Annotated in this window: 14 protein-coding genes; 13 read left to right on the top strand and 1 reads right to left on the bottom strand. The window is 71.9% G+C overall.

All coding sequences use genetic code 11. The annotated features are described in order from the left end of the window. Positions 1 to 4: 4 nt before the first annotated feature. From IO36_RS18235 to IO36_RS18180, 12 genes are all read left to right on the top strand, one after another. On the top strand, positions 5 to 1,291 hold the full coding sequence (locus IO36_RS18235) for a dihydroorotase (protein WP_037621137.1): 1,287 nt from the start codon (positions 5 to 7) through the stop codon (positions 1,289 to 1,291). Beyond that, entirely contained in the window at positions 1,288 to 1,854 is a 567-nt protein-coding gene (locus IO36_RS18230; protein WP_037621135.1) for a PH-like domain-containing protein, read from the top strand. The genes IO36_RS18235 and IO36_RS18230 overlap by 4 nt, the downstream gene beginning before the upstream one ends. Further along, the gene (gene carA, locus IO36_RS18225; RefSeq protein WP_037621133.1) at positions 1,851 to 3,008 is read left to right on the top strand and encodes a glutamine-hydrolyzing carbamoyl-phosphate synthase small subunit; all 1,158 of its coding nucleotides are present in this window, start codon (positions 1,851 to 1,853) and stop codon (positions 3,006 to 3,008) included. The genes IO36_RS18230 and carA overlap by 4 nt, the downstream gene beginning before the upstream one ends. Further along, entirely contained in the window at positions 3,001 to 6,309 is a 3,309-nt protein-coding gene (gene carB / locus IO36_RS18220; protein ID WP_037621131.1) for a carbamoyl-phosphate synthase large subunit, read from the top strand. The genes carA and carB overlap by 8 nt, the downstream gene beginning before the upstream one ends. Before the next feature lie 96 nt (positions 6,310 to 6,405). Then, on the top strand, positions 6,406 to 7,512 hold the full coding sequence (locus tag IO36_RS18215; protein WP_037621129.1) for a quinone-dependent dihydroorotate dehydrogenase: 1,107 nt from the start codon (positions 6,406 to 6,408) through the stop codon (positions 7,510 to 7,512). Next, positions 7,509 to 8,351, top strand: a complete 843-nt coding sequence (pyrF, locus tag IO36_RS18210) for an orotidine-5'-phosphate decarboxylase (RefSeq protein WP_037621128.1) — start codon at positions 7,509 to 7,511, stop codon at positions 8,349 to 8,351. The genes IO36_RS18215 and pyrF overlap by 4 nt, the downstream gene beginning before the upstream one ends. Before the next feature lie 310 nt (positions 8,352 to 8,661). Then, entirely contained in the window at positions 8,662 to 8,985 is a 324-nt protein-coding gene (locus IO36_RS18205) for an integration host factor (RefSeq protein WP_016638838.1), read from the top strand. A 37-nt stretch (positions 8,986 to 9,022) separates the two neighbouring features. Continuing rightward, the gene (gene gmk / locus IO36_RS18200) at positions 9,023 to 9,616 is read left to right on the top strand and encodes a guanylate kinase (RefSeq protein WP_078943283.1); all 594 of its coding nucleotides are present in this window, start codon (positions 9,023 to 9,025) and stop codon (positions 9,614 to 9,616) included. A gap of 37 nt (positions 9,617 to 9,653) precedes the next feature. After that, positions 9,654 to 9,926: a DNA-directed RNA polymerase subunit omega gene (gene rpoZ / locus IO36_RS18195; RefSeq protein ID WP_003982715.1), complete on the top strand. Its 273-nt coding sequence runs from the start codon at positions 9,654 to 9,656 to the stop codon at positions 9,924 to 9,926. A 93-nt stretch (positions 9,927 to 10,019) separates the two neighbouring features. Next, entirely contained in the window at positions 10,020 to 11,222 is a 1,203-nt protein-coding gene (coaBC, locus tag IO36_RS18190) for a bifunctional phosphopantothenoylcysteine decarboxylase/phosphopantothenate--cysteine ligase CoaBC (protein ID WP_037621123.1), read from the top strand. A gap of 237 nt (positions 11,223 to 11,459) precedes the next feature. Continuing rightward, positions 11,460 to 12,668, top strand: a complete 1,209-nt coding sequence (gene metK / locus IO36_RS18185; RefSeq protein ID WP_037621122.1) for a methionine adenosyltransferase — start codon at positions 11,460 to 11,462, stop codon at positions 12,666 to 12,668. A 325-nt stretch (positions 12,669 to 12,993) separates the two neighbouring features. Further along, positions 12,994 to 15,150 carry a primosomal protein N' gene (locus IO36_RS18180; RefSeq protein WP_037621120.1) on the top strand — a complete coding sequence of 719 codons (2,157 nt, stop codon included), beginning with the start codon at positions 12,994 to 12,996 and terminating at the stop codon, positions 15,148 to 15,150. 330 nt (positions 15,151 to 15,480) lie between these two features. Here IO36_RS18180 and IO36_RS18175 read toward each other — a convergent pair whose 3' ends face one another. Beyond that, complete coding sequence (locus tag IO36_RS18175; protein WP_037621119.1) at positions 15,481 to 16,023, bottom strand: hypothetical protein; 543 nt, start codon at positions 16,021 to 16,023, stop codon at positions 15,481 to 15,483. Positions 16,024 to 16,380: 357 nt separating this feature from the next. On the opposite strand from IO36_RS18175, the gene fmt reads away from it, so the two are divergent. Beyond that, the gene (gene fmt, locus IO36_RS18170; protein WP_037621117.1) at positions 16,381 to 17,313 is read left to right on the top strand and encodes a methionyl-tRNA formyltransferase; all 933 of its coding nucleotides are present in this window, start codon (positions 16,381 to 16,383) and stop codon (positions 17,311 to 17,313) included. Positions 17,314 to 17,359: the final 46 nt, after the last annotated feature.

Genomic DNA, 17,359 nt, shown 5'->3' with positions numbered 1-17,359 from the left:
GACCATGAGCAAGATCCTTATCCGTGGTGCGCGGGTGCTCGGCGGCGAGCCGCAGGACGTCCTGATCGACGGCGAGACCATCGAGGCCGTCGGCACCGGTCTGTCCGCCGAGGGCGCTGAGGTCGTCGAGGCCGACGGCAAGGTGCTGCTGCCGGGCCTGGTCGACCTGCACACGCATCTGCGCGAGCCGGGCCGCGAGGACTCCGAGACCGTCCTGACCGGCACCCGCGCGGCCGCGAGCGGCGGCTTCACCGCCGTGTTCGCCATGGCCAACACCTTCCCGGTCGCCGACACCGCCGGTGTGGTCGAGCAGGTCTACCGGCTCGGGCGGGAGCACGGCTACTGCGACGTGCAGCCCATCGGCGCCGTCACCGTCGGCCTGGAGGGCAAGAAGCTCGCCGAGCTCGGCGCCATGCACGAGTCCGCCGCCGGCGTCACCGTCTTCTCCGACGACGGCAAGTGCGTCGACGACGCGGTGATCATGCGCCGCGCGCTGGAGTACGTGAAGGCCTTCGGCGGCGTCGTCGCCCAGCACGCCCAGGAGCCCCGCCTCACCGAGGGCGCCCAGATGAACGAGGGCGTCGTCTCCGCCGAACTCGGACTCGGCGGCTGGCCCGCGGTGGCCGAGGAGTCGATCATCGCCCGGGACGTCCTGCTCGCCGAGCACGTCGGCTCGCGCGTCCACATCTGCCACCTGTCGACCGCCGGCAGCGTCGAGATCGTCCGCTGGGCCAAGTCCCGCGGCATCGACGTCACCGCCGAGGTCACCCCGCACCACCTGCTCCTCACCGACGAACTGGTGCGCTCGTACAACCCGGTCTACAAGGTCAACCCGCCGCTGCGCACCGAGCGCGACGTGACGGCCCTGCGCGAGGCGCTCGCCGACGGCACGATCGACATCGTCGCCACCGACCACGCGCCGCACCCGCACGAGGACAAGGACTGCGAGTGGGCGGCCGCGGCGATGGGCATGGTCGGTCTGGAGACCGCGCTGTCCGTCGTCCAGCAGACGATGGTCGAGACCGGGCTCCTGGACTGGGCCGGGGTCGCCGACCGCATGTCCGTCAAGCCCGCCGCGATCGGTGGGGCCGCCGGCCACGGACGCCCCGTCTCGGCAGGTGAGCCCGCCAACCTCACGCTCGTCGACACGGCATACCGTGGGAGCGTGGACCCCGCTGGCTTCGCCTCGCGCAGCCGCAACACCCCCTACGAGGGCCGTGAGCTGCCGGGCCGGGTCACCCACACCTGGCTGCGGGGCAAGGCCACCCTCGTCGACGGGAAGCTCGCGTGACACCTCTCCTCTCCATCGCCGCCGCCCAGAAGTCCGCGGAAGTGACCGACTGGTCCGCCCGGATCGGCTGGCTCGTCGGCCTCGCCCTCTTCGTCGCGCTCGTCTACTGGCTGATGCGCGAGGGCTGGAAATGGCGGGGCACCCTCCAGGGCGACCTGCCGGAGCTCCCTGCCGCGCCGGAAGACCCCGGCCCGGCGAGACTGAGCATGAGCGGCCGCTACCACGGCTCCACCACGGCCGGACAGTGGCTCGACCGCATCGTGGCGCACGGCCTGGGCACCCGCAGCCGGGCCGAGCTCACCCTGACGGACGCGGGTCTGGACGTCGTACGCCCCGGAGCGGACGACTTCTTCATCCCGGCCGCGCAGCTGCGCGGGGCCCGGCTCGACAAGGGCATCGCGGGCAAGGTCCTCACCGAGGGCGGACTCCTGGTCGTCACCTGGGCGCACGGCGAGAGGCTCCTCGACTCCGGATTCCGCTCGGACCGCGCGGCCGAGCACAACGAATGGGCCGACACCCTGAACGACATGATCAACAAGACGGAAACGGAAGGCGCACGATGACGACCTCCACTCAGGGGAACGCCTCGCAGAAGGAAAAGGCGCTTCCCGCCGTACTCGTCCTGGAGGACGGCCGGGTCTTCCGCGGCCGCTCCTACGGGGCCGTGGGGGAGACCTTCGGCGAAGCGGTGTTCTCCACCGGCATGACCGGCTACCAGGAGACCCTCACCGACCCCTCCTACCACCGCCAGGTCGTCGTGATGACCGCCCCGCACGTCGGCAACACCGGCGTCAACGACGAGGACCCCGAGTCGAAGCGGATCTGGGTCTCCGGATACGTCGTCCGCGACCCCGCGCGCGTCTCCTCCAACTGGCGCTCGCGCCGCTCCCTGGACGAGGAACTGCGCAGCCAGGGCGTCGTCGGCATCAGCGGCATCGACACCCGCGCCCTGACCCGCCACCTGCGTGAGCGCGGCGCCATGCGCGTCGGCATCTTCTCCGGCAACGCGCTGCCCGACGCGGGCACCATGCTCGCCGAGGTGCGCCAGGCGCCCGAGATGAAGGGCGCGAACCTCGCCGCCGAGGTCGCCACCAAGGAGACCTACGTCGTCCCCGCGATCGGGACGAAGAGGTTCACCGTCGCCGCCGTCGACCTCGGCATCAAGGGCATGACCCCGCACCGGATGGCCGAACGCGGCATCGAGGTGCACGTGCTGCCCGCCACGGCCACCGCCGAGGAGATCTACGCCGTCAACCCGGACGGCGTCTTCTTCTCCAACGGCCCCGGCGACCCGGCGACCGCGGACGGTCCCGTCGCCGTGATGAAGGAAGTCCTGGCCCGCAAGACGCCGCTGTTCGGCATCTGCTTCGGCAACCAGATCCTCGGCCGCGCCCTCGGCTTCGGCACGTACAAGCTGAAGTACGGCCACCGCGGCATCAACCAGCCGGTGCAGGACCGCACGACCGGCAAGGTCGAGGTCACCGCGCACAACCACGGCTTCGCCGTCGACGCCCCGCTCGACGAGGTCTCCCAGACCCCCTTCGGCCGCGCCGAGGTCTCCCACGTCTGCCTCAACGACAACGTGGTGGAGGGCCTCCACCTGCTCGACCAGCCGGCCTTCAGCGTTCAGTACCACCCCGAAGCGGCGGCAGGGCCGCACGACGCCGCCTACCTGTTCGACCGCTTCGTATCTCTGATGGAGGGCCAGCGTGCCTAAGCGCACCGATATCCAGTCCGTCCTGGTCATCGGCTCCGGCCCGATCGTCATCGGCCAGGCCGCCGAGTTCGACTACTCCGGCACCCAGGCGTGCCGCGTCCTGCGCGCCGAGGGCCTGCGGGTCATCCTCGTCAACTCCAACCCGGCGACGATCATGACCGACCCGGAGATCGCCGACGCCACCTACGTCGAGCCGATCACCCCCGAGTTCGTCGAGAAGATCATCGCCAAGGAGCGCCCCGACGTCCTGCTGCCGACCCTCGGCGGCCAGACGGCCCTCAACACCGCGATCTCGATGCACGAGCAGGGCGTGCTCGCGAAGTACGGCGTCGAGCTCATCGGCGCCAACGTCGAGGCCATCAACAAGGGCGAGGACCGCGACCTGTTCAAGGGCGTCGTCGAGGCCGTGCGCGAGAAGATCGGCCACGGCGAGTCCGCCCGGTCCGTCATCTGCCACACCATGGACGACGTCATCGCGGGCGTCGACACCCTCGGCGGCTACCCCGTCGTCGTCCGCCCCTCCTTCACCATGGGCGGCGCCGGCTCCGGCTTCGCCCACGACGAGGAGGAGCTGCGCCGCATCGCCGGCCAGGGCCTCACGCTCTCCCCGACCACCGAGGTGCTCCTGGAGGAGTCCATCCTCGGCTGGAAGGAGTACGAGCTGGAGCTGATGCGCGACAAGAACGACAACGTCGTGGTCGTCTGCTCCATCGAGAACTTCGACCCGATGGGCGTCCACACCGGCGACTCCATCACCGTCGCCCCGGCCATGACCCTCACCGACCGCGAGTACCAGCGGCTGCGCGACATCGGTATCGCGATCATCCGCGAGGTCGGCGTCGACACCGGCGGCTGCAACATCCAGTTCGCGGTCAACCCCGAGGACGGCCGCATCATCGTCATCGAGATGAACCCGCGCGTCTCGCGGTCCTCGGCCCTCGCCTCCAAGGCGACCGGCTTCCCGATCGCCAAGATCGCGGCCAAGCTCGCCGTCGGCTACACGCTCGACGAGATCCCGAACGACATCACCGAGAAGACCCCGGCCTCCTTCGAGCCGACCCTCGACTACGTCGTCGTCAAGGCCCCGCGCTTCGCCTTCGAGAAGTTCCCCTCCGCCGACTCCACCCTCACGACCACCATGAAGTCGGTCGGCGAGGCCATGGCGATCGGCCGCAACTTCACCGAGGCGCTGCAGAAGGCGCTGCGCTCGCTGGAGAAGAAGGGCAGCCAGTTCACCTTCGTCGGCGAGCCCGGTGACAAGGCCGAGCTGCTGCGCGAGGCCGTCCGCCCCACCGACGGCCGCATCAACGCCGTCATGCAGGCCATCCGCGCCGGCGCCACCCCCGAGGAGGTCTTCGAGTCCACGAAGATCGACCCGTGGTTCGTCGACCAGCTCTTCCTGATCAAGGAGATCGCGGACGAGCTGGCCGCCGCCGACAAGCTCGGCCCCGAGCTGCTCGCCGACGCCAAGCGGCACGGCTTCTCCGACGCCCAGATCGCCGAGATCCGCGGGCTGCGCGAGGACGTCGTCCGCGAGGTGCGGCACGCGCTGGGCGTCCGCCCGGTCTACAAGACGGTCGACACCTGCGCCGCCGAGTTCGCCGCGAAGACGCCGTACTTCTACTCCTCCTACGACGAGGAGACCGAGGTCGCGTCCCGCGAGAAGCCCGCGGTGATCATCCTGGGCTCCGGCCCGAACCGCATCGGTCAGGGCATCGAGTTCGACTACTCCTGCGTCCACGCCTCCTTCGCGCTCAGCGACGCGGGCTACGAGACCGTGATGGTCAACTGCAACCCCGAGACCGTCTCCACGGACTACGACACCTCCGACCGCCTGTACTTCGAGCCGCTGACGCTCGAGGACGTGCTGGAGATCGTCCACGCCGAGCAGCAGGCCGGCCCCGTCGCCGGTGTCGTCGTCCAGCTCGGCGGCCAGACCCCGCTGGGGCTCTCGCAGGCCCTCAAGGACAACGGCGTGCCGATCGTGGGCACCTCCCCGGAGGCGATCCACGCCGCCGAGGACCGCGGCGCCTTCGGACGCGTGCTGGCCGAGGCGGGCCTGCCCGCGCCCAAGCACGGCACCGCCACCACCTTCGCCGAGGCCAAGGCCATCGCCGACGAGATCGGCTACCCGGTCCTGGTCCGCCCCTCGTACGTCCTCGGCGGACGCGGCATGGAGATCGTCTACGACGAGACCCGGCTGTCCTCGTACATCGCCGAGTCGACCGAGATCAGCCCCTCCCGGCCGGTTCTGGTCGACCGCTTCCTCGACGACGCGATCGAGATCGACGTCGACGCCCTCTACGACGGCGAGGAGCTCTACCTCGGCGGCGTCATGGAGCACATCGAGGAGGCCGGCATCCACTCCGGCGACTCGGCCTGCGCCCTGCCGCCGATCACGCTGGGCGGCTTCGACATCAAGCGGCTGCGCGCCTCCACCGAGGCCATCGCCAAGGGTGTCGGCGTCCGCGGCCTGATCAACATCCAGTTCGCGATGGCCGGCGACATCCTCTACGTCCTGGAGGCCAACCCGCGGGCCTCCCGCACCGTCCCCTTCACCTCGAAGGCGACCGCGGTGCCGCTCGCGAAGGCCGCCGCCCGCATCTCGCTCGGCGCGACCGTCGCCGAGCTGCGCGCCGAGGGCCTGCTGCCGGCGAACGGCGACGGCGGCACCCTGCCGCTGGACGCGCCGATCTCCGTCAAGGAGGCCGTCATGCCGTGGTCGCGCTTCCGCGACATCCACGGACGCGGCGTCGACACGGTCCTCGGCCCGGAGATGCGCTCCACCGGCGAGGTCATGGGCATCGACTCGGTGTTCGGCACCGCGTACGCCAAGTCGCAGGCCGGAGCCTATGGACCGCTGCCCACCAAGGGCCGCGCGTTCATCTCCGTCGCCAACCGCGACAAGCGCTCGATGATCTTCCCGGCGCGTGAACTCGTCGCCCACGGCTTCGAGCTCATGGCCACCTCCGGCACCGCCGAGGTCCTCAAGCGCAACGGCATCAACGCCACGATCGTGCGCAAGCAGAGCGAGGGCGAGGGCCCGAACGGCGAGAAGACCATCGTCCAGCTCATCCACGACGGCGAGGTCGACCTCATCGTCAACACCCCGTACGGCACCGGCGGCCGCCTCGACGGCTACGAGATCCGCACGGCGGCCGTGGCCCGCTCGGTACCGTGCCTCACGACGGTCCAGGCGCTCGCCGCCGCCGTCCAGGGCATCGACGCGCTCAACCACGGAGACGTGGGAGTGCGCTCGCTCCAGGAACACGCGGAGCATCTGACCGCGGCGCGCGACTAGCGGCCCCGAGGGGGACACCGGAAACGGTGTCCCCCTCTTCATGAGCCCCCCGCCCCTTCCAGAGGCGCCCCACCGGGCACTTCAGAGGACACGATCATGTACAAGCTGTTCTTCGACCTCGTCTTCAAGCGGATGGACCCGGAGCAGGCCCACCACCTCGCCTTCCGCTGGATCCGGCTCGTCGCCCGCGTCCCCGTCCTGCGCACCTTCGTCGCCGCCGCGCTCGCCCCCCGCCACAAGGAGCTGCGCACCGAGGCCCTCGGCCTGCGCATGCACGGGCCCTTCGGACTCGCGGCCGGCTTCGACAAGAACGCCGTGGCCATCGACGGCATGGCGATGCTCGGCTTCGACCACATCGAGATCGGCACGGTCACCGGCGAGCCCCAGCCCGGCAACCCCAAGAAGCGGCTGTTCCGCCTCGTCTCGGACCGCGCGCTGATCAACCGCATGGGATTCAACAACGAGGGCTCCGCGGCCGTCTCCGAGCGCCTGGCGGCCCGTACGCCCGTCTTCAGGACCGTCGTCGGCGTCAACATCGGCAAGACCAAGGTGGTCCCCGAGGAAGAGGCCGTCGGCGACTACGTGAAGTCCACCGAGCGCCTCGCCCGGCACGCCGACTACCTCGTCGTGAACGTCTCGTCCCCGAACACCCCCGGCCTGCGCAACCTCCAGGCCACCGAGGCGCTGCGGCCGCTGCTGACGGCCGTGCGCGAGGCCGCCGACCGCTCCGTCACCGGCCGGCGCGTCCCGCTCCTGGTCAAGATCGCGCCCGACCTCGCCGACGAGGACGTGGACGCGGTCGCCGACCTCGCCGTCGAACTCGGCCTGGACGGGATCATCGCCACCAACACGACCATCGCTCGCGAGGGGCTCGGGCTCACGTCCGACCCCTCCCTCGTGAAGGAGACCGGCGGACTCTCCGGCGCGCCCCTCAAGGCGCGCTCCCTGGAGGTCCTGCGCCGCCTCTACGCGCGCGTGGGCGACCGGATCACCCTGGTGGGCGTCGGCGGCGTCGAGAACGCCGAGGACGCCTGGCAGCGCATCCTGGCCGGCGCCACGCTGGTCCAGGGCTACAGCGCCTTCATCTACGAGGGCCCCTTCTGGGGCCGCGCCATCCACAAGGGGCTCGCCGCCCGCCTGCGGACGAGCCCGTACGCCACCCTCGCCGACGCGGTCGGCGCCGACGTGAGGAAGCCCGTATGAGCCTGGAACCCTTCGGCGCGCGCCTTCGCCGCGCCATGGACGAACGCGGCCCCCTGTGCGTGGGCATCGACCCGCACGCCTCGCTGCTGGCCGACTGGGGGCTCGGCGACGACATCGCGGGCCTGGAGCGCTTCAGCCGCACGGTCGTCGAGGCGCTGGCCGAGCGCGTCGCCGTCCTGAAGCCGCAGAGCGCGTTCTTCGAGCGGTTCGGCTCGCGCGGGATCGCCGTCCTGGAGAAGTCCGTCGAACAGGCGCGGGCGGCCGGTGCGCTGGTCGTGATGGACGCCAAGCGCGGTGACATCGGCTCGACCATGGCCGCGTACGCCGAGACCTTCCTGCGCAAGGACGCGCCGCTCTTCTCGGACGCGCTGACGGTGTCGCCCTACCTCGGCTACGGCTCGCTGAAGCCCGCCGTGGAGCTGGCCCGGGAGAGCGGGGCCGGGCTGTTCGTCCTCGCGCTCACCTCCAACCCGGAGGGCGGCGAGGTGCAGCACGCGGTGCGCGCGGACGGGCGGAACGTCGGAGCGACCGTGCTCGGGCACCTGGCCGCGGAGAACGCGGACGAGGCGCCCCTCGGCTCCTTCGGGGCCGTCGTCGGCGCGACCCTGGGCGACCTCTCGTCGTACGACCTGGAGATCAACGGTCCGCTCCTCGCGCCCGGCATCGGCGCCCAGGGGGCGACCGCGGCCGACCTCGCGGGTGTGTTCGGGTCCGCCGTGCGCAACGTCGTCCCGAACGTGAGCCGGGGTGTCCTGCGTCACGGTCCCGACGTCATGGCCCTGCGCGAGTCGGCCGAGGGGTTCGCGGAGGAGATCAGGGCGGCCGTGGCGGCCGCCTGAGGGTTCCGACAACCGTTCGAGGGCCCTCCGACGAGTGTGTTCGGAGGGCCCCGAGTCTGAATACACCCTCAAATCCGGGGAGGTATGTCGCAAATGTCGGGCTCCAGGGAGGCTGACCAGGACTTTTCCTCTGTTCTCGCTGACTCCGGCGCACTTGCCCGCTAGTCTCCGTCGAGTGGGAGCACCTCCCGCGCTGTCAAGGCGGCGGGGAAGAACGGGCGAGCGTGGTGCCCGGGAGCTCCCAGGTGGGGGGCGACCAGGTTCCCCACCGGTCCGTATCCGACAGTTCGACATCCGAGGTGACGTAGGCGTGGCTCTTCCGCCCCTTACCCCTGAACAGCGCGCAGCCGCGCTCGAAAAGGCCGCCGCGGCTCGCCGGGAGCGGGCCGAGGTCAAGAATCGACTCAAGCACTCCGGCGCCTCTCTTCACGAGGTCATCAAGCAGGGCCAGGAGAACGACGTCATCGGCAAGATGAAGGTCTCCGCTCTCCTGGAGTCCCTGCCGGGCGTGGGCAAGGTCCGCGCCAAGCAGATCATGGAGCGACTCGGGATCTCCGAGAGCCGCCGCGTCCGCGGTCTCGGCTCGAACCAGATCGCCTCTTTGGAGCGCGAGTTCGGCGGTTCCGGCGCCTGAGTCCTGGACACACCGGGATTGCTGGAATAATCGCTGCATGGCTGCTACACCCCGGGGGACGTCCCCCGTACCCCCGGACGTACGTCCGCGGCTGACCGTGCTCTCCGGCCCCTCGGGGGTCGGCAAGAGCACGGTCGTCGCTCATATGCGCAAGGTTCACCCCGAGGTCTGGCTCTCGGTGTCGGCGACGACCCGCAAGCCGCGCCCCGGGGAGAAGCACGGAGTCCACTACTTCTTCGTCTCCGACGACGAGATGGACAAGCTGATCGCCAACGGCGAGCTCCTGGAGTGGGCCGAATTCGCCGGCAACCGCTACGGCACGCCCCGGGCCGCGGTCACGGAGCACCTGGAGTCGGGTGTGCCGGTCCTCCTGGAGATCGATCTCCAGGGAGCCCGGCAGGTCCGCGAGTCCATGCGGGACGCGCTGCTGGTGTTCCTGGCCCCGCCCTCCTGGGACGAGCTGGTGCGCCGGCTCACCGGGCGAGGCACCGAACCGCCCGAGGTGATCGAGCGCCGTCTGGAGGCGGCCAAGGTCGAGCTCGCCGCCGAGCCCGAGTTCGACACCACCCTTGTCAACACCTCCGTCGAGGACGTGGCGCGCGAGCTGCTAGCCTTGATGGAAGTTGTTTGATCTTTCAGGTCAATTTCCACCTTTCGGAAGGCAGAGCGTGTCCTCTTCCATCACCGCTCCCGAGGGCATCATCAACCCTCCGATCGACGAGCTTCTCGAGGCCACCGACTCGAAGTACAGCCTCGTGATCTACGCGGCCAAGCGCGCCCGTCAGATCAACGCGTACTACTCGCAGCTCGGCGAGGGCCTCCTCGAGTACGTCGGTCCGCTCGTCGACACCCACGTCCACGAGAAGCCGCTGTCGATCGCCCTGCGCGAGATCAATGCGGGTCTGCTGACCTCCGAGGCCGTCGAGGGCCCCGCCCAGTAGACGCATCGAAACGCTCATCCCAGGCCCGGCGGCGCGACTGCCGGGCCTGTGGTGTGTCATGGAGTCGTAGGTTTCCGAGCCCGGGGAGAGACGGTGGACAAGCCGAAGGTCGTACTGGGGGTCAGCGGTGGCATCGCCGCGTACAAGGCCTGTGAGCTGCTGCGACGGCTCACGGAGTCGGGTCACGACGTGCGGGTCGTGCCCACGGCCTCCGCGCTGAACTTCGTCGGGGCGGCCACCTGGTCCGCTCTCTCGGGCCACCCGGTCTCCACGGAGGTCTGGTCGGACGTCCACGAGGTCCCGCACGTGCGCATCGGACAGCACGCCGACCTCGTGGTGGTCGCCCCCGCGACGGCCGACATGCTCGCCAAGGCCGCCCACGGGCTGGCCGACGACCTCCTGACCAACACCCTGCTCACCGCCCGGTGCCCGGTCGTCTTCGCGCCCGCCATGCACACCGAGATGTGGGAGCACCCGGCGACCCAGGAGAACGTGGCGACCCTGCGGCGCCGCGGCGCCGTCGTCGTCGAGCCCGCCGTGGGGCGCCTGACCGGCGTCGACACCGGCAAGGGCCGGCTGCCCGACCCGGGGGAGATCTTCGAGGTCTGCCGCCGTGTCCTCGCCCGCGGGGCGGCCGAACCGGATCTCGCCGGACGGCACGTCGTCGTCAGCGCCGGCGGCACCCGCGAACCCCTCGACCCGGTCCGCTTCCTCGGCAACCGCTCCTCCGGCAAGCAGGGGTACGCGCTCGCCCGCACCGCCGCCGCCCGCGGCGCCCGGGTCACCCTGATCGCGGCGAACACGGGCCTCGCGGACCCGGCCGGGGTCGACGTCGTCCAGGTCGGCACCGCCGTGCAGATGCGGGAGGCCGTGCTCAAGGCGGCTCCGGACGCCGACGCCGTGGTGATGGCCGCCGCGGTGGCGGACTTCCGCCCCCAGGCATACGCTGCCGGAAAGATCAAGAAGAAGGACGGCCAGGAACCGGAGCCGATCATTCTTGTCCGTAATCCGGACATCCTCGCGGAGATCTCCGCCGACCGTGCGCGCCCCGGCCAGATCGTGGTCGGATTCGCCGCCGAGACCGACGACGTCCTGTCGAACGGACGGACGAAGCTGGCGCGCAAGGGGTGCGATCTCCTCGTGGTGAACGAGGTGGGCGAGCGCAAGACCTTCGGTTCCGAGGAGAACGAGGCGGTGGTGCTCGGAGCGGACGGAAGTGAGACCCCGGTGCCGCACGGACCCAAGGAAGCGCTGGCCGAGACCGTGTGGGACCTGGTGACACACCGACTGGGGTGAACCCTCACCCAACACACCCGTCACCACAAAGCCCGCAAAATCGGGCGTGGCGACCCTGGCGGAGACCCGCGGCGATGGCGCAGAATGCCCGTGCCGCAGGTCACAGCCCTTCCGAGAGGCGAGACAGGGGTCCCGCGGCCGAGTGCGACCGATAAACTGTTCTCGGACGACGCCGGGCGCAGCCCCCGGCCGTCCACCAATGATCAGCCAGCAGCCGCTGCAACCACAGGGAGCGTTGTGTCCCGTCGCCTGTTCACCTCGGAGTCCGTGACCGAGGGTCACCCCGACAAGATCGCTGACCAGATCAGCGACACCATTCTCGATGCCCTCCTGCGTGAGGACCCGACGTCCCGGGTCGCCGTGGAGACGCTCATCACCACCGGCCTGGTGCACGTGGCCGGAGAGGTCACGACCAAGGCGTACGCGCCGATCGCCCAGCTCGTCCGCGAGAAGATCCTGGAGATCGGCTACGACTCGTCGAAGAAGGGCTTCGACGGAGCCTCCTGCGGCGTGTCGGTGTCGATCGGCTCCCAGTCCCCGGACATCGCGCAGGGCGTCGACACCGCGTACGAGTCCCGTGTCGAGGGCGACGAGGACGAGCTGGACAGGCAGGGCGCCGGCGACCAGGGCCTGATGTTCGGGTACGCGACGGACGAGACCCCGAACCTGATGCCGCTCCCGATCCACCTGGCGCACCGGCTTTCGCGCCGGCTGTCCGACGTGCGCAAGAACGGGACCATCCCGTACCTGCGCCCGGACGGCAAGACCCAGGTCACCATCGAGTACGACGGCGACAAGGCGGTCCGTCTGGACACCGTCGTCGTCTCCTCGCAGCACGCCAGCGACATCGACCTGGACTCGCTGCTCGCCCCCGACATCCGCGAGTTCGTCGTGGAGCCGGAGCTCAAGGCCCTCCTGGACGACGGCATCAAGCTGGAGACCGAGGGCTACCGCCTGCTGGTGAACCCGACCGGCCGCTTCGAGATCGGCGGCCCGATGGGCGACGCCGGCCTCACCGGCCGCAAGATCATCATCGACACGTACGGCGGCATGGCCCGCCACGGCGGCGGCGCCTTCTCCGGCAAGGACCCGTCCAAGGTCGACCGCTCCGCCGCCTACGCGATGCGCTGGGTCGCGAAGAACGTCGTCGCCGCGGGCCTCGCCTCGCGCTGCGAGGTCCAGGTCGCCTACGCGATCGGCAAGGCCGAGCCCGTCGGTCTGTTCGTGGAGACCTTCGGCACCGCCAAGGTCGAGGCCGAGAAGATCGAGACGGCCATCACGGACGTCTTCGACCTCCGTCCGGCCGCGATCATCCGCGACCTCGACCTGCTGCGCCCGATCTACTCCCAGACCGCCGCCTACGGCCACTTCGGCCGTGAGCTGCCGGACTTCACCTGGGAGCGCACCGACCGGGTGGACGCGCTGCGCAGGGCCGTCGGCCTGTAACCCCGGAATCCCAGCACATCCTGAGGCCCGGCACCCGCGAGGGTGCCGGGCCTCACGGCTGCGTGGCGAAGATCCTCAAGTCCGACGAGGACGCCCGTCGCGCCCTTGAGCGCGGCGGGGAAAACCGCTGGCCGGAGCGGACCGGCGTCCGTACGCTGATGATCTCCCGGTGCGACGGCCGCGGCTACTTCGGTGGAGTACGCCCATGGCGTGCGGTGAATCTGGATCACGTTCCGCTGCCGCCCTTGATCTCGGGAGATCCGACGCCGTCCGGCCCGATCACGGGCGGGCGGCGCTGTCGGTGCGGTCTGGTAGGAATACTGCTGTGAGCAGTGCGAACGGGCGAACCGACGACGGCGCGGGCGGGGCGGACGGCGCACCGCCCGAGCAGCTCGCGCTGATCCGGGAGGCCGTGCGCCGGTCAAAGGCGCCGAAGGCCAAGCCGCGGACCTGGCGGGGTGCCCCGCTGGCGAAGGAACTGCCCGTCGCCCGGGTGCTCGTCGACAAGGGCGTGCTGCACCTCGACCGCTACTTCGACTACGCCGTGCCCGAGGAACTGGACGAGGCCGCCCAGCCGGGCGTACGGGTGCGGGTCCGTTTCGGCGCCGGCGGGCGCACCGTGCGCGAGGGCCGGCGCGAGGGCGGCGGTCTCATCGACGGCTACCTCGTGGAGCGGGTCGCCGAGTCCGACTACTCCGGGCCGCTGGCCGCCCTCGCCCAGGTCGTCTCGCCCGAACCCGTCCTCGGACCCGAACTGCTCGGGCTCGCCCGTGCCGTCGCCGACCGCTACGCGGGATCGCTGGCGGACGTGCTGCAGCTGGCCGTGCCGCCCCGGCACGCCCGCGCCGAGGCACGGGAGTCCCCGGCGCCCCCGCCGCGGCCCGCCGCACCCGAACCCGGGACCTGGCGGCGGTACGGAAGAGGGGCGGACTTCCTCACCTCGCTCGCCTCCGGCGGGGCTCCGCGCGCCGTGTGGACAGCGCTGCCCGGTCCCGAGTGGGCCGAGGAGATCGCCCGCGCGGTGCGGGCGACGCTGGCTTCGGGCCGCGGTGCGCTCGTCGTCGTCCCCGCCGGCCGGCCCGCCGCCCGCGTGGACGCGGCGCTCAAGGCCCAGCTGGGGGAGGGGCAGCACGCCGTGCTGACCGCCGACGCGGGCCCCGAGCGGCGGTACCGCGACTGGCTCGCCGTGCGCCGGGGATCCGTACGGGCGGTGGTGGGCACCCGGGCCGCCATGTTCGCACCGGTCCGCGACCTGGGACTGGTCGTCGTCTGGGACGACGGCGACGACGGGCACAGCGACGACAACGCTCCCTTCCCGCACGTCCGGGAGGTGCTGGAGCTGCGCGCCTCACGGGACAGGTGCGGCTTCCTGCTCGGGGGCTGGACATGCACGGTCGAGGCGGCGCAGCTGGTGGAGAGCGGCTGGGCGCTGCCGCTGGCCGCCGACCGGGAACAGGTGCGCGCCGCCGCGCCGTTGGTGCGGACCGTCTCGGACACCGATCTCGCCCGTGACGAGGCCGCTCGGGCGGCCCGGCTGCCGTCGCTCGCCTGGGGGGCCGTCAGGGAGGGGCTGAAGCAGGGGCCGGTGCTGGTCCAGGTGCCCCGGCGGGGCTATGTGCCCCGGATGGCCTGCGCCCGGTGCCGGGAGCCCGCGCGTTGCCGGCACTGCGCGGGGCCGCTGGAGGCGCAGGACGCCCAGGCGCTGCGGTGCGGGTGGTGCGGGCGGGACGAGGCCGCCTGGCACTGCCAGGAGTGCGGCGGTTTCCGGTTGCGCGCCCAGGTCGTCGGCGCCCGGCGGACCGCCGAGGAACTGGGGCGCGCGTTCCCCGCCGTGCCCGTGCGCACCTCCGGGCGGGAGCAGGTGCTGGACACGGTGCCCGCGACACCCGCGCTGGTGGTCAGCACGCCAGGGGCCGAACCCGTGGCCGAGGGCGGGTACGCGGCGGCGCTGCTGCTGGACGGCTGGGCCATGCTCGGCCGGCCCGATCTGCGGGCCGGCGAGGACGCGCTGCGTCGCTGGACGGGGGCCGCCGCGCTGGTCCGTCCGCAGGGCGCGGGCGGCACGGTCGTGATCGTGGCCGAACCGACCCTGCGGCCGGTGCAGGCGCTCGTGCGGTGGGATCCGGTCGGCCACGCGGTGCGTGAACTCGCCGAGCGGGCCGAGCTGGGGTTTCCGCCCGTCTCCCGGATGGCGGCGGTCTCGGGCACACCGGAGGCGCTCGCCGGGTTCCTGGCCGCGGCCGAACTACCGGGCGACGCCGAGGTGTTGGGGCCCGTGCCGGTGCCGGGCGACGGGGCGGGACGGCCCCGGAAGCCCGGGGGAGGGCCTCCCCGGGAGCCGGGGGAGCGGGTGCTCATCCGGGTGCCCCCGGGCAGCGGAGCGGCGCTGGCGGGTGCGCTGAAGAGCGCGCAGGCGGCCCGCATGGCACGCGGCGGCGGCGAGCCCGTACGGATCCGGATCGATCCGCCCGACATCGGGTGAGGCCGGGCGCCTGGCATCGGGTGCCGGGTGTTGGGCGCTTGGCGTCGGACGTCGGGTCGACGGCCCGGGCTCGGAGCGGTGTCCGGCGTGTGCCGCCTCCACCGCCACCCTCACCGCGCCCGAGGGCGGGTGACCTGGTGTCATGACCGTGCCTTCGCACGGCCGTCGGGAGCATACGCGGACGCGCCGATGCGGGTGCGGATGCGGATGCGGGTGCGCGCGGAGCGACGGCGGCGGAGGCCCGGCCGGGAGTACGGAGTCGGACCCGTTGGCGCGGCAGGGACTGCCCCCCGGGGTGCGGCGCCGGGAGGCAGTTGACGGGCCGGCGGATCAGCCGTTGCGCGGGCTCGGGAAGGCCGTGGGCCTGACCTCGTCGCGGAACGTCGGGCTGCCGGACGTCGGCTGGGTCGGCATGGAGCGGGCGGCCGGAACGGTCGGCACCGGGGGGAGCGCGGAGTTGACGGAGACCGTGCGTGTCTCGGCCGGATCCGTCGCCCGCTCCGCCTCGGCGGCTGCCTGGGCCGCGGCCCGCCGGGCACCGTAACGCCGGTGCACCGCCTGCTTGGTGACCCCGAGGGCCGAGCCCACCGCGTCCCAGGAGAAGCCGAGCGAGCGGTCGAAGTCCACGGCGGCGGTGACCAGCGTCTCGACGCTGTCCCGCAGCTCCTGGGCGAGACGGACGGTCGGGGCGGGAGCGCGACCGTAGACGACGAAGCCCGTGGAGGGGCCGGCACGGCGCGGCCTGTAGACGTTGCCCAACTGGGCGGTGAGCGTGCGCAGTGCGTCCACCTGCCTGCGGACCCGCTCGATGTCCCGCACCAGCAAGTGCAGGCTGGCCCGAGCCTGGGCGTCGTGGGTTGCGTGGTCGGCCATGAACAAGCCTCTCGAACCGGCGTTGAAAGGGAACGGGCCGCTTGTGTGCAGCCCGCTGTGGTCAACTCTTTCTTGACCAACGCGTGGACGGGTGAGTGGTCACGGGTGCAAGGGCGCAAGAGCATATGAACGGGGCGTGACCCGCTCTGTACGCCCCCCGTCGTGCGATGGACGCGCCCCGGCGGCCGACGGGCGGTCCGTTCCACCTGCGCCGACGGCCCGGGCAGGGCCCCGCGCGGAACCCCCGAGCCCTTGTGCCGCGCGCGGCATAGACTGGTGCGCTGCCCCGTGCACCGGCTCGACCGGCAGGCGCCCGGGGGACGGAAGTGCTCCCGCCCGAGAGGCCAACCGCCACCCATGAAGCTCGTCTTCGCAGGCACCCCCGAGGTCGCCGTTCCCGCCCTGGACGCCCTGATCGCCTCCGGGCGGCACGAGGTGGCCGCCGTCGTGACCCGGCCGGACGCGCCCGCCGGACGGGGGCGACACCTCGTCGCGAGCCCGGTCGCCCAGCGGGCCCAGGAGGCCGGCATCGAGATCCTGAGGCCCGTGAAGCCCCGGGACGAGGACTTCCTGGCCCGGCTGCGGGAGATCGCCCCGGACTGCTGTCCGGTCGTCGCGTACGGGGCGCTGCTGCCCCGCGTCGCCCTCGACATCCCCGCCCAGGGCTGGGTCAACCTGCACTTCTCGCTGCTCCCCGCCTGGCGCGGCGCCGCCCCCGTGCAGCACGCGATCATGGCCGGTGACGAGATCATTGGCGCGTCCACCTTCCTGATCGAGGAGGGTCTCGACTCGGGGCCGGTCTACGGCACCGTCACCGAGGAGATCCGGCCCACCGACACCAGCGGGGACCTGCTCACCCGGCTCGCGTTCGCCGGCTCCGGACTGCTCGCCGCGACGATGGACGGCATCGAGGACGGCACCCTCAAGGCGGTGCCGCAGCCCGCCGACGGCATCAGCACGGCCCCGAAGATCACCGTCGAGGACGCCCGCGTCGACTGGGCCACCCCGGCGATGCGTGTCGACCGGGTGGTGCGCGGGTGCACGCCCGCGCCCGGCGCCTGGACCGTCTTCCGTGCCGAGCGGCTCAAGCTCATCCACGTGGCGCCGGTGCCGGACCGCACGGACCTCGCCCCGGGCGAGCTGTCCGTCGCCAAGAACAACGTGTACGTGGGCACCGGTTCGTACGCTGTCGAGCTGCTGTGGGTACAGGCCCAGGGCAAGAAGCCGATGCGTGCCGCCGACTGGGCCCGCGGGGTGCGGATCCCCTCCGGCGAGCGCCTCGGCGTCTGACCCCCACCCCGCGGGGGCGTCCGACCCGCGGGGTCTTCCGACGCCG

Source organism: Streptomyces aureus, assembly GCF_000725495.1.
Classification (GTDB): Bacteria; Actinomycetota; Actinomycetes; order Streptomycetales; family Streptomycetaceae; genus Streptomyces; species Streptomyces aureus_B.
The sequence above is the reverse complement of the archived record's forward strand: the minus strand, read 5'-3'. Positions and strand labels throughout refer to the sequence as shown.

Excerpts from the sequence above, each read along its gene's own strand:
- gmk (WP_078943283.1), top strand. The coding sequence starts at position 9,023 with ATGGCTGCTACACCCCGGGGGACGTCCCCCGTACCCCCGGACGTACGT.
- IO36_RS18175 (WP_037621119.1), bottom strand. The coding sequence starts at position 16,023 with ATGGCCGACCACGCAACCCACGACGCCCAGGCTCGGGCCAGCCTGCAC.
- carA (WP_037621133.1), top strand. The coding sequence starts at position 1,851 with ATGACGACCTCCACTCAGGGGAACGCCTCGCAGAAGGAAAAGGCGCTT.
- fmt (WP_037621117.1), top strand. The coding sequence starts at position 16,381 with ATGAAGCTCGTCTTCGCAGGCACCCCCGAGGTCGCCGTTCCCGCCCTG.
- IO36_RS18215 (WP_037621129.1), top strand. The coding sequence starts at position 6,406 with ATGTACAAGCTGTTCTTCGACCTCGTCTTCAAGCGGATGGACCCGGAG.
- pyrF (WP_037621128.1), top strand. The coding sequence starts at position 7,509 with ATGAGCCTGGAACCCTTCGGCGCGCGCCTTCGCCGCGCCATGGACGAA.
- IO36_RS18235 (WP_037621137.1), top strand. The coding sequence starts at position 5 with ATGAGCAAGATCCTTATCCGTGGTGCGCGGGTGCTCGGCGGCGAGCCG.